9 protein-coding genes are annotated in these 12,701 nt (G+C 67.0%); 2 read left to right on the top strand and 7 right to left on the bottom strand.

The features are described from left to right. Positions 1–17: 17 nt before the first annotated feature. Both A176_RS32230 and ileS read left to right on the top strand, forming a co-directional pair. Positions 18–707: a hypothetical protein gene (locus A176_RS32230; RefSeq protein ID WP_002638084.1), complete on the top strand. Its 690-nt coding sequence runs from the start codon at positions 18–20 to the stop codon at positions 705–707. Between the two features lie 34 nt (positions 708–741). Next, positions 742–3,642 (top strand): isoleucine--tRNA ligase, encoded by a 2,901-nt coding sequence (gene ileS / locus A176_RS32225; protein ID WP_002638083.1) that lies wholly within the window; start codon positions 742–744, stop codon positions 3,640–3,642. 57 nt (positions 3,643–3,699) lie between these two features. Here ileS and A176_RS32220 read toward each other — a convergent pair whose 3' ends face one another. The 7 genes from A176_RS32220 to A176_RS32190 all read right to left on the bottom strand — a co-directional run bounded on the left by A176_RS32220 (position 3,700) and on the right by A176_RS32190 (position 12,568). Continuing rightward, on the bottom strand, positions 3,700–4,344 hold the full coding sequence (locus A176_RS32220) for a pilus assembly FimT family protein (protein WP_002638082.1): 645 nt from the start codon (positions 4,342–4,344) through the stop codon (positions 3,700–3,702). A 2-nt stretch (positions 4,345–4,346) separates the two neighbouring features. Continuing rightward, positions 4,347–5,579, bottom strand: coding sequence for a PilW family protein (locus A176_RS32215; RefSeq protein ID WP_002638081.1), 1,233 nt, complete (start codon positions 5,577–5,579; stop codon positions 4,347–4,349). Further along, a complete protein-coding gene (locus A176_RS32210; RefSeq protein WP_002638080.1) occupies positions 5,576–6,106 on the bottom strand; it encodes a type IV pilus modification PilV family protein in 531 nt (176 codons plus the stop codon). The genes A176_RS32215 and A176_RS32210 overlap by 4 nt, the downstream gene beginning before the upstream one ends. After that, positions 6,103–10,374 carry a DUF4114 domain-containing protein gene (locus A176_RS32205; protein WP_002638079.1) on the bottom strand — a complete coding sequence of 1,424 codons (4,272 nt, stop codon included), beginning with the start codon at positions 10,372–10,374 and terminating at the stop codon, positions 6,103–6,105. Before A176_RS32205 ends, A176_RS32210 begins: the two co-directional genes overlap by 4 nt. Continuing rightward, positions 10,374–10,841, bottom strand: coding sequence for a c-type cytochrome (locus A176_RS32200; RefSeq protein ID WP_044890315.1), 468 nt, complete (start codon positions 10,839–10,841; stop codon positions 10,374–10,376). The genes A176_RS32205 and A176_RS32200 overlap by 1 nt, the downstream gene beginning before the upstream one ends. A 12-nt stretch (positions 10,842–10,853) precedes the next feature. Then, on the bottom strand, positions 10,854–11,570 hold the full coding sequence (locus A176_RS32195) for a hypothetical protein (RefSeq protein ID WP_002638077.1): 717 nt from the start codon (positions 11,568–11,570) through the stop codon (positions 10,854–10,856). A gap of 239 nt (positions 11,571–11,809) precedes the next feature. Beyond that, the gene (locus A176_RS32190; RefSeq protein ID WP_002638076.1) at positions 11,810–12,568 is read right to left on the bottom strand and encodes a Mut7-C RNAse domain-containing protein; all 759 of its coding nucleotides are present in this window, start codon (positions 12,566–12,568) and stop codon (positions 11,810–11,812) included. Positions 12,569–12,701 lie beyond the last annotated feature (133 nt).

Below are 12,701 nucleotides of genomic sequence, written 5' to 3'. Positions count from 1 at the left end.
GCTTCACGGAGTCAGGAATGATGCACGGACTGCGGGGACTCCTGGTGGGAGGGCTGGTGCTGGTGGGCATGGAGGCCCAGGCCCAGCGCATGCCCTTCACCTGGGATGTGCCGAAGGTGGTGGCGGTGGTGGACGTGCCGGGCACCATCATCTCCGAAGGCGTCCCCGTGCGGATGTCCGCCGTGCTGAGCAAGGAGAAGCCGGAGGTCATCGGGCAGCATCTGGTGTCCCGGTTTCGGGCGTGGGAGCTGCACGTCCCCAAGCAGGACCTGCAGCCCCAGTTGCTGCGCGAGACGATGATTACCGCGCTCGACACCAAGCTCTTCATTTCCTACACGGCCATCCTCCAGGCGAACCCGGACGGCACCACCACGGTGTACATGGGCGAAGCGAACCTGGGGCAGGGGCGGCTGCAATCGCAGTCCTCTGTCGCCCCCGTGTTTCCGGGCGCCTCCGACGTGTTGAACGCGGAGGCGGAGTCCTCGCGCACCGTCACCTATTCCGTCTCCGCCAAGCAGCCGGAGGTGGAGGCCTTCTACCGGGAGGAGCTGGGCAAGGCGGGCTTCCGTGAAGAAGAGCCCCGGCTGTTCCGCTCGCCGAACGACGAAATCAAGCTGACCTTCGTCGCCCCCCAGGAAGGCAAGCTGTCCGTGGTGGTGGTGCGAAGGACGGTCGCCCAGCAGCCCGTGAGTCCCACCGCGGATTGAAGCCCCAAACGGGGCGTGTTACGGCGCTCTCAATATGAGCGACACGCCCCCGAAGGAGAAGGACTTCAAGGACTCCGTCAACCTGCCTCGCACGGAGTTCCCCATGAAGGGGAACCTGGCGCAGCTCGAGCCTCGGATGCTCGGCTGGTGGGCGGAGCGAGGGATTTGGGGGAAGATTCTGGAGCAGAACGCGGGCGCGGAGCCCTTCGTCCTGCCCGACGGCCCGCCCTACGCGAACGGCCACCTGCACGCGGGCCACGCGCTCAACAAGGTCCTCAAGGACATCGTGGTGAAGTACCGGAACATGTCCGGCCGCCGGTGTGACTTCATCCCCGGCTGGGACACGCACGGGCTCCCCATCGAGCAGGCGGTGGAGAAGCGGCTCAAGGACAAGAAGATCGACAAGCGCACGCTGGCCCGCGACGCCTTCCTGGAGGCCTGCCGCGCCTACGCGCTGGAGTTCGTCGACATCCAGAAGGCCGAGTTCCAGCGCCTGGGGGTGTTCGGCTCCTGGGAGCATCCGTACAAGACGCTCGACTTCACCTACGAGGCGCAGGAGATCCGCGAGCTGGCCACCTTCGCCCGGCGCGGGATGCTCTACCGCCGCAAGAAGCCGGTGTACTGGTGCCTCTATGACCAGACGGCGCTGGCGGAGGCGGAGGTGGAGTACGAGAACCACACCTCGCCCTCCGTGTACGTGGCCTTCCAGGCCGGCCCGGAGCTGGCCGAGCGCCTGCCCTCGTTGAAGGGCAAGGACGTGGCCTTCGTCATCTGGACGACCACGCCGTGGACGCTGCCGTCCAACCTGGCCGTCGCCGTGAACCCGGAGTTCGAGTACGTCTTCTACCAGCTCGGCGAGCGCGTCATCTGTGTCGCCCGGGAGCTGCTGCCCAAGGTGCTGGCGGAGGTGAAGGCGGACGAGCTGGCGGTGAAGCACGTGGAGCTGCCCGGCGGCGAGGTGTCCGCGGCGGCGCTGGTGGACCCGTCGCGCATCCTCGCGTACGCGCGCGGCGAGGAGCTGGAGCACCTCACCTACCAGCACCCGTTCTACGAGCGCCGTGGCCGCGTCATCCTGGGCGAGCACGTGACGCTGGATGCCGGTACGGGCCTGGTGCACACGGCGCCGGGCCACGGTCAGGAGGACTACGAGGTCGGCCTCAAGTACGGGTTGGACATCTACAACCCCGTGCGTCCGGATGGCCGCTACGACGAGACGGTGGGGCCGGTGCTGGAAGGCCGGCGCGTGTTCGAGGCGAACCCCCTGGTCATCCAGTTGCTGGTGGAGAAGGGCGCGCTGCTCAACGGCGCCACGGACACGGTGGCGCACACGTATCCGCACTGCTGGCGCTGCCGCAATCCCGTCATCCTGAGTGCGACGTACCAGTGGTTCATCCCCATGGACGCGCCGTTCCACGGGACGCAGACGTTCCGGCAGGTGGTGCTGGAGCAGGTGGACAAGGTGCAGTGGGTGCCCTCGTGGGGGCACAGCCGCATCCGCGGCATGCTGGAGATGCGGCCGGACTGGACCATCAGCCGTCAGCGGACGTGGGGCGTGCCCATCTGCATCGCCTACTGCGAGGGCTGCGAGGAGGCGGTGGTGTCACCCGAGCTGATGGAGAAGGTGGCCTCCGCGGTGGAGAAGGAAGGCGTGGGCGTGTGGTACCGCACGCCGGTGAAGGACTTCCTGGGCGCGGACTTCCAGTGCCCGCGCTGCGGCAAGGGCGAGTTCCGCCGCGAGACGGACATCCTCGACGTGTGGTTCGACTCGGCGTGCATGTTCTCCGCGGTGCTGGAGAAGCGGCAGCGCATCCCGGCGGACCTCTTCCTGGAGGGCAGTGACCAGCACCGCGGCTGGTTCCATTCGTCCATGCTGGTGTCGGTGGGCACGCGCGATGTGTCGCCGTACAAGGCGTGCCTCACGCACGGCTTCGTGGTGGACGGCCAGGGCGAGAAGATGTCCAAGAGCCGCGGCAACGTGGTGGCGCCGGACAAGGTCATCCAGCAGTACGGCGCGGAGGTGCTGCGCCTGTGGGTGGCGGCCAGCGACTACCGCAACGACGTGCGCCTGTCGGACCAGATTCTCAAGGGCCTGTCGGAAGGCTACCGGAAGGTGCGCAACACCATCCGCTACGCGCTGAGCAACCTCTACGACTTCGACCCGGCGAAGCACACGGTGCCGGAGGCGGAGCTGCTCCCGCTGGACCGCTGGGCACTGGGCCGGCTGGCGGAGGTGGTGGCGCGGGTGCGCAAGGCGTACGAGGACTACGAGTTCCACCTCGTCTACGCGACGGTGGTGGACTTCGTCGCCGGTGACTTGTCGGCCGTGTACTTCGACATCCTCAAGGACCGGCTCTACACGTGGCGCGCGGACGGGCAGCCCCGGCGCGGCGCGCAGACGGTGCTGTACGAGGTGGCCTCGGTGCTGCTGCGGCTCTTGGCGCCGGTGATGAGCTTCACGGCGGAGGAGGCGTGGCAGACGCTGCCGGGCAAGTCCGCGGAGAGCGTCTTCCTGGGCGGCTTCCCGGCGGTGTCCACGAAGCTGGACCCGGCGCTGGCCGAGCGCTACGCGAAGCTCTTCGCGGTGCGAAGCGCGGTGCAGGGTGTGCTGGAGGCGGCGCGGCGGGACAAGCGCATCGGCGCATCGCTGGAGGCGCGGGTGGTGCTGACGGCGGAGGGCGCGGCGCGTGACTTCCTCCAGGCGAACCTGGCCGAGCTGCCGGGCCTCTTCATCACCAGCCAGGTGGAACTGGCGGACGTGAAGGGTGAGGCGGCGCAGGTGTTGGAGGTGGCGCAGGTGTTTGGCGAAGGCGTCCGCGTGACGGCCGAGGTGCTTCCAGCGCAGGGTGCGAAGTGCCCGCGCTGCTGGACGTACTCGGAAGCGGTGGGGCAGGGCGGTGAGGTCTGCCTCAAGTGCCGCGAGGCGCTGGCGGCGTAGCGAGCCGCAGGAGCGGCTCCCTCCCCGGCACATGTCCGGGGAGGGGGTGACGCGAACTCAGTTCGTGCACTCCGCCACGGGGCGGTCGATGGCCGCCTGGGAGTCGCAGTCCAGCACACTGGAGAGTCCCGTACGGGGCTCCACCATGATGAGGCTGCGGACCCTGTCTCCGGTGAAGTTGAAGCGGATGTTGCCCGGAGCGACGGCGTCCAGGGCGACCGCGTCATCGAGCGAGTCCCGCATGCAGCTCAAGTCATTCGGGAGCACGGGGCGTCCATTGCCGGGCATGAAGCAGAGCCCGTGAATCGCCGTGGCGTTCATGGTGCGGGGAACGTTGATGTCCTGGCCCAGCTCGCTGCAGCAGTCCGGCCGGGTGCGGCATGTGGCGTTCTCACACCCCATCGTGGGACAGCTCGCGTTGTCCCAGGTGTTGCCGCAGGTGAGCTGCTCCCAACGCGCAATCGTGCGCGTGGTGCCGTCCTGCTGGTCGATGTTCTCCACGACGATGCGGACGGGCTGATTGGTGGAGATGGCGCGCTGCCGGGCGCGGAGCGCGGAGGCCCACAGCTCGCGGGTGGCCTCGTTCTCCCGCTGGCGGTCGACGGAGCCCTGCATCGACAGCACGGCCATCGAGGCCATGAAACCGATGATGGCCACGGTCACCATGACTTCCAGAAGCGTGATGCCTCGTACGTGCCGCATGTTTAGGTTTCCGTCAGGCGAGGCAGGAGTCCACCCGCCGCGAAGTTTCGGAGTGTGACCCGAAAGGTGAACGTGCGCCGCTTGTAGCCATCGATGGGAAAACCTTCCGCGTCGAGGGCCATGGGCAGGGCCGGGTTGAAGGCGTCACGGTCCTGCTTGGCCGTGCGGACGGTCAAGGTGACCTCGACCTCTCGGACCCGCTGCCACAGCCGGTCGCGCAGTTCCTCGGGAGTTCCCGGTGGTGCCAGCTCGTGTTCGGGGTGCAATTCGATGGGACACGTATCAATCGTGCATTCATCGATGGGGTTGGGCCGGCCGTTCGCGACATCAGGGAACCATCGGAGGACGCCAAGGGGCGGGGCGACCGACGTGACCGCGAGCCGCACCTTGAGGCGCTCGACATCGCGGCTGACCACCACCCAGTCCGCCGCACCCGGGGCCAGGTACTCCAGCGCGGGCGTTCCGCCCGCCCAGTTCACCCGGTAGGACGCGCTCTGGGCCCGCATGATGAACCAGGAGCTTCCGCCAGTGGGGTCATCGTTCCAGAAGTTGCCGGAGGGCGCGTCGGAACAGGGACCGAAGGTTGTGTTGTCCGCCCCCATTCCCGGTTCAACCGTGACGCGTCGTGTCCCCGAGTCGACTCCAGTGACACGCAGATGACAGGCCAACTGGCGGTTGGGGTTCACCGCGAAGGCAGGGACGGTCGGGGTGGTGGTGGGCTGCAGGAGCGTGGAGGGATTGAGCGCCGTGCAGTACACCTGCGACGATTCGCGCACGTTTGGGAAACTGCAGTTTTGACTCTGGAGTGTCACCATCCCGCGCGTATCGCCCCAGTGAAGCTGAAGGACGTCGGACGTGAAGGCCGCGTAGTCAGCCGGAGGCAGGGCGAAGTTGGGGTCCGCGAGAAAGGGGCGTGTCACCACCGCCGTGGACAGGTCTGGCTCGGTCCACACCTGAATCGCCGAATGCCTGCGCATGTCGTGGAAGTTGATGGGCGCGTTGCCCATCCCCGCGCCCGTGCGCATGAGGTCCGCGGCAAGCAGCTCCTTGATGGCCCGGCCCGTCGTCTGGGCCGTCATCGTCTGCTCCTCGAAGAGGGCACGCCGCTGCATCTGGGTGGCCGCCATCAGACCCACCGCGAGCACGATGATGCCAATGGCGCTCGCAATCATCACTTCGATGAGCGTGAAGCCGCGGGAGGCCCTGGAGGCCGCTTGAATGAAACGCGTTCTCACGGCGCCATCCTCGTCTGGAGCATCACCACCTGCCGGTCGCTTCGCTCCTGCTCACGCCAACTGACCGTGACCCGCACATGGGCGATGTTGCCCGCTGTGTCGGGCTCGCCGACAACGAGGTTCCGCGTGAGGTTCGCCGGAACGATGGACCCCGGCTCGATGGTGGCGGGCTGGGACGGTACGTCCACATCCACGACGACCTCGAATTCGCGTGCAACGACATCCGGGTCCGCGGGCGCCACGTTCCGGGTCTCCCCCGCGGTCGTCTGGAAGACGGTGAAGGTCCCGTCCAGGCCGACCAGGTTGATGCAGGGCGGATCCAGTGAACATCCCATCTGGGTGATGTTCTCCAGTGCCTGCTCGGCGATGAGCTGCGCCTGCGTGGCGGTGAGGCTGCGGCGGTTGGCATAGCTGGTCTGGGTGACGACCAGCATCGCCGTCGCGATGCCCAACATCAGGACGGCCATGGCGACCACGACCTCGAGGAGCGTGACACCCCGGGACTGACGCTTCTGCTGGGATGTCACTGCTGGATTCTCCCGTCCGTGCTGGGGGCGTAGATGAGCGTCTTCGAGCGGGCCATGCCGCCATTGGCGTTGCCGGTGTTCCACCGGCCATTGCCCTTGATCTGCACCTCTCCCAGCGCCGTGGGGATGATGAGGTGCCCGTCATGCACCAGGGGGGCATTCACGCCATGGCCACCGAGCGACTCGCTGCGCAGCGAAGGCGCGTTGTTGCCATCCGGAAGCAGCCCGGACTCGTAGTACCGGCCGCTTTCGGTCTCGCTCAGGTTGCAGATGTCCGCCGCCGCGCCCACGGCGGTGGTCGCGAAGACCTTGTCTCCCGCCAGCGCGACGCCACCCCAGACCGCCTGTCCCGGGTCCAACTGCTGGACCCACAGCGGGTCAAGCAGCGCGCAGGTCCCAGTCCCCATCGGGTCGATGTCCTCGTAGGCGAGCAGGTGATAGCGATAGTTGCTCTTGTCCGCCGGGCCGTCGGAGAACTCGTCGGGGTTGTCGCCCGTGCCGAAGTAGAAGCGGATCACCGGGCTACCGCTGTTCCGGATGACGCTCACGCCCAGGTTGGAGTGAATCTGCTGGTAGATGGGGTCCTGTCCCGTGGCGGCGTCCGGGTGGTTCGACAGGGTCACGGGGGCGCTCGCGACCTTGCAGGCCTTCACCTTGCGGCCCAGCGGCGCACTCGTGTTCACCTGGTCCAGGTTGATGCGGTAGACGCTGCCCGCGGTGGTGGGCACGTACATCACGTCGTAATTGCCGTCGCGATCGAGGTCGATCAACGCCGTCTCCGCGGCGATGCCGGAGCCCTGGTCCAGGGTGATGATGCCGGCCCTGGCGCCTCCGGGCGACGAGCCATAGTCGAGCGGCCGACCCGTCTTCATGTCGATGAGATAGAGCGCGCCGGCTCGGCTCGGCGAAGAAGGCGTGAAGTCGGTGCCCACGATGGTCGTCCACCGGCCCTCCGTCTCCGTTCCCCAGGTCAGGCGGCCAATCGACGGCGCATGGGTCGACCCTGAGTTGTCCGGGAGGTCGATGGTCGGGTCGGAGATTTTGGCGCTGGAGAAGGCCAGTTCCGTGGCGGGGTCCCGTAGGTTGAACTCCCACAGGGGCAACGGGTACCAGGGGTCGTTGGCGTTGGTGACGTCGAGCGCAACGACGACCGGGCTGTTCCTGCCCGAGGCACTCACGAGAACGGTCTTCGCGCCCTGGTTCTTCGACGCAGACGTCGCGCGAGTCCAAGGCTGTCTCTCCGGGATGCCGAAGTCCACGTTGGCGATGCTGGGCGACGCATCCATGGTGGGCCGGGGCAGATTGCCGGAGCCATTGAAGCGCACGTACAGGTTGCGGTAGCGCTCCAGCAACATGCGCGGCATGTACGTGAACAGGTCGGTTCCCTCGCCGTAGTTGCGGGGCGTGATGCCAGGCGAAACACAGCCGGCTTCCGCGGCGAAGTAGCCGCGCACCTGCGCCGTCGGGCTGCAAGCGTCGTTCGTCGAATTGCGGAACGCTCCCGCATCGAACGCGTGCAGGTAGCCGTTCATCGTGCCCAGGTAGGCCACGGTCGGCCGTTCGGCGAGCGGCTCCATGAAGTTGCGCCGGTAGTGGTCCCGTTCGCCAGCGCGGGTGCTCAGGGCCCAGGTGTCCATGTAGGGCGGGATGCTGATGGCGACCGTCGACATGTTGATGCCGCCCAGCGCCCACGGGCGCCGCTGCAGCGACGGTCCAGGGGTGTAGTGGTCCTCCCAGCCGTACAGCCACTCCTTCAGGAAGTTGCGGTCGTTGGTGTGGTCCGCGATGTGCTTGTCTGGCACGGTGATGGAGGGGGTGCCGCACTTGCCGTCGTTGTTGAGGTCGTAGAGGAACCGTCCGTTGTGCTCCAGGTCGCAGAGCGAGTCCGGGAAGAGGGGACTGGCGCTGCTGGTGTCCGACATCTCGTCCGCGATGGTGCTGCGGTCGCCCGCCGCGCTCATCGTGAAGAGCTTGCGCGTCATCGGGTCGGACGTGTGGCCATTGGTTCCGAAGGAGAGGGCCATCACCCGCCCCGCATCCCACTGCTGTTCGGCGGTGGTGACGCTGGGGTCCTCGGGGTCGTACAGCGAGCGGAAGAAGACGCGACCGCGGACGGTGAAGTCCTTCTGGCCGTCGTAGGCCCGGGTGCCGGGGCTGGGCATGCCGGTGTTGGGCCAGGTGCCTTCACGTCCCCACGAGCTGCCCGGCGTTTCGTTGATACCCCAGACGATGGCGTTACCCACCGTGGACGGCGAGGAGCGGGAGTAGCCACCGGCACGGACGGCCTGGTAGCCCACCTCGACGTCGTCGATGATGGGACGGCACAGCTCGTTGGGGCTGGTGATGTCCACCTTCCAGCAGAGCTGCGAGCCCGTGAAGCCCATGGCCATGATGTCCAACTCCACCTCCTGGGTGGGGGGCGTGGTGTCCGGGAAGTTCACCGGGAACCACGTGGGCGTGTTCGGATTTGGGACGCACTCGATGGCGCCGGAGTCGGGGTTCGGCTCGCAGACGCGGCAGTCCACCGCCAGTGAATAGGTGATGGTGGGCTCGGGACCATCCTCCGGCGTGCATGCGCCCGGGACGTCCTCGGAGAAGCAAGGGGCGCCGTTCGCGCACGTACGCGGTTGGGGGGCGAAGTCGTCCTGCCGCTTGAAGCGCACCTTCGTGATGACGAAGTCGTTGGCGATGTCGGGCGAGATGTCTCCGGACACGGTGGCCGAGCGCGTGCTTCCGCCGTTCTGCTTGTTGATGACGAACACGACGTCGTTGAAGTCGCGGTCACCGCCGCCGGGGATGTCCTCGAAGCCCAGAATCCAGCGGAAGGGGTCGGTGGTGGGCGCGCCCACGATGACGTGGGGCATGGGGTTTCGCACGCCCGGAGGCCGCGGAATCGTCACCTTCTCCATCGGCATCACGAGGTTGCCGAAGAGGTCGTCATTGGCGAGGCGGTAGAGCGTGGTGCCCCACTCCTCAATCGGTCCGTCCAGCCAGCCGCAGACGTACTCGTTGGTGCCCGCGATCTGGCAAGCCTGGGTCGGCGTGCTCGCGGGATTGTCCCGGTTGCAGCCTTCCAGGTACTGGCACCCGATGTTGCGCTCGGCGACCACGTCGCCGCCCTCGGGGTTCTGGTCCAGGTTCCAAGCGGACTTGGAGAAGAAGACGTTGATGGACGTGCGCAGGTGCAGTGCGCACCGTCCATTGGGGTCCTGCTTGAGGCAGGGATAGACGTAGCCTTCTCGAGGACCGTGGTTGTTATTGTAATAGGCGACGATGAAGAAGATGACCTCCTTGCCGCCCTCCACCATGCCCATGTCCACGGTGCGGTCATAGGCCGTGATACCGTCGTCGGGGTTGTTGGCGCGCACGAGGCCACGCGGGTCATAGCGGGACACGTCGTAGTCCGGGATGCCCTCGGAGAAGTGACCCCGGTCCTCGACCGGCGCGAGGTTCTGGAAGGTGTCCAGGCCGCCGTCATCGTCGGCGAGCAGGAAGACCATTCGCCCCAATCCCATGTGGCCGTTGGCCTCGGAAGGAGGCTCCAACAGGTTGGGAATCTGGGGGAAGAGTCCCCGGTCCGAGAACCTGTTGGGCTTCTGGGCCCACGGGATGGGGGCGGCGGGGTAGTTGGGGACGAAGGCGCCGATCTGATCGGTCCGGTTCCACGTGCCGCCAAGGCCCGGACGGGCATCCGCGAGGTCGATGTTCCTCACGAACGTGGCGTCGCAGTTCTGGTTCATGGCGATCTCGGGCTCGCTGTACTCCTCGCCACCCGACGTGAAGAGTCGCGTGCAACGCCGGGTCTGTCCGATGTACGGGCGCGCCTTCGTGCCGGTCCGAGGCGCGAGGTTGAACAGGTCCTCGTGCAGGTCGAAGATGCCGTTGCGGTTGGTGTCCAGCAGGTTGCCGTTGGCATCGACGTACCCGCGGTCGCGCAGGTCGTCCATGTAGAGGTAGCCGAGCGAGTGGGACGCGCCGGCGGACTCGTACACGTAGTTGATGGTGACGTTCTGGTCGAACGGGAACTCGATGAACTCGGAGTTCAGCGCCGTGCGGTTCGTGTTGAGTTGGAGCCGGGCGGGGCTGTCCGAGGTGATGAGGATGGTCGACTCCTGGATATCCAGGTTGTCGGTGCTGAACTCAGGCTGCTTGTTCTGGTCGAGCTGGTCTTCACACAGCCGGGCAGGGTTCTCCTGCGAGGTCTGTGCGTGCGCGAGCGGCGCGGTGAGCAGCGCGAGCGCGGCGAAGGTCCGAGAGAGGGTCCGCATCACTTCTTCCCCTGGGCGCGGCGGGCAGCATCATTCGCCTTGCGCTGTTTCTGGTCACGGCTTGCCGCGAGGTCCTTTTCGAACTGCTGACGCAGCAATTCCTCTCGCGTGGGCGGCGGCGGGTGGATGCCGATCGCCAGATAGTTGAGGAGCAGCTCCCGGTCGCCGTCGGGCAATAGCCGCGTATCGCAGTTTGTCTTGGGGTTGATGCGATGGGGGCCTGCGATCCACGTGCGCAGTTGTTCGGGCGTGCGTTGCTGCATCAGGGGCGCCAGGTCCATGTTTCGGCCCCGCTTGCTCCGGGGCGCGCGCTTTGCCGCGGCCTGGGTCTTGCCCTGGCTCGCCGCCAAGGGGGTCACGCTGTGACAGCGCGCGCAGGCTTTCTCGAAAGCGAGCTTGCCTTCGTCCGCAGCGCCAGCGGCCAGGCCTGGCAGAAGGAGGAGCGGTAACAGGAGGAGTCGTTTCATGGAGGGCTTGGCTCAGGGATTGGTGGGGAGGGTCGCGACGGTGTTGAGGGCGACGGGCGCCGCTCCCGAACTGTTGTAGGTGTTGTCGGGGCCGCCGCCGGTCTGCACTGTGCCCGGGCTGGTCACCGCCACTGAATTCTCATTGGTGATGAGGGCGTGGATGACGGCGCGCGTGGGCCGACTGCCTGCGGGGCCTACGACTTCGCCCACGGCGATGAGCCAGATCTGCTTGTTGTTGTCATTGGGGATGCCCGCCGTCTGCTCCTCGTCGTCCCGCGCGAAGACGCGGTAGCGCACGTTTTCCTGGAGGGGCAACCCGTTGTAAGCCTCACCCCCGTTGCTCTGGCGTTCCTGGGGGGCGAGCTCTGTCTCGTCGATGGCCAGCGAGTTCCAGCTCCCCACACCGTCGGGGCCCGGAAGCACCTCGAAGAAGGGGCGCAGGCCTCCTTCCAGCCCAGGCTCGTTGATGATGGTGAGCGCCCCGAGGGCTTCGTTGTAGGTCGAGTTGGTTCGGAGCCGGATGCGCATGGCCTCGCGCCCCTCCGCCAGACCCGCCTCCGCGGCGAAGTACGCCTCCTTGTAGCGGCGGCTGTCGCCCTGGACGTCGGCCTCGCGGCTCACCACGCCGAAGCTGAGGAGCACCGCGAGGGTGACCATCGTGACGACGCCCAAGGCGAGCAGCAGCGTGAAGCCTCCTTGCCGCCGTCGGGTTGTGGGACGTTGCACCATGTCGCGGATCTCCCTGGCTCTCCCGCCCTTGAGGGCGATACCAGTGTTCTTTCCTAGGCAAATGGCATGCCCGGCGGGCGGCACTGTAACCGCCCGGAACTCGGGGGCAACGTTTGGGTCGTACTTCCGGGCTGGGTCTGCCAGGACCTCGCAAGAGTTGCGGAGTTGCAATTACTTGCGGGGTTTCCGTTACAGCTCAGCCACTTCTCGGGTTCCCATTTTCTGAGGGGACGGGGTGTCTACGGGGAACCCTCGAGCTCACGCAGCCGGTCCACCAGGGCCTGCATCCGCTCGTGGTGCGTGCCGGCCCAGTAGACACGCTGGCAGTCCGGGCACTGCTGGAAGCGTGAGTGCCGCTCCGCCACGCGCTCCGGGATGCGGCCGGCCACCTCGGACGGCTCGGCGGAGGTCAGTGGCGCGTTGCACGCGACGCAGCGGGAGAAGGGGCGCATGCGGGACGTCAGCCCGTAGCGGCGCACCACCTCCACCAACTGCTCCGCCGGGTCCGTCGAGCGGGGGAAATAGCCCCGGGCGACTTCACCCCGCTTGAGGACCCCGATGTCGCGCGAAAGCAGGACGCGGTCCTCGTCATGGGACACGCGCGCCAGCGTTTCGTCCGCGTAGTCGTTGCGCCACAAAGAGTCGAAGCCCAGCATCCGCAGGAACCCCACGAGCCGACCCAGGCCCACGTCGAGCACGAAGCGGGGCATGTCCTGAAGCGGCGGCACCAGTCGTGGGCCCGGCGCCGGGTCCATCGACACGGGGTACACCTCCACGTGAGCGCCGGGTTGGATCCGGTGGGTGAAGCCCACGGCTTCACCATCCACACGCACCACGTCCACTTCGGGGTGGGGCGGTCCCAGGGACTCGATGAGGTCCTTCACCGCGGGCGTGCCCTGAAGGAGATGGGGGAACGTCTGCTCCCGGCGCGCGGGGGGCAGGAAGTCGTTCAGCGCGCCGTGGAAGCGCAGCGTCACCGGGGGCTTCGGCGGTTCCATGTCGTCTCCTCCTTCTTCGCCTTTGTCGCACCCCACCACGGGCCATGGCGTCTCTTTCTGCGACGGGCGTGCCGGGCTCTCTGGACTCGGAGTGGAGATTTGACAGGACTGCAACGCTAAAAACGTTCAGCCA

The organism is Myxococcus hansupus (assembly GCF_000280925.3).
Lineage (GTDB): Bacteria > Myxococcota > Myxococcia > Myxococcales > Myxococcaceae > Myxococcus > Myxococcus hansupus.
The sequence above is the reverse complement of the archived record's forward strand: the minus strand, read 5'-3'. Positions and strand labels throughout refer to the sequence as shown.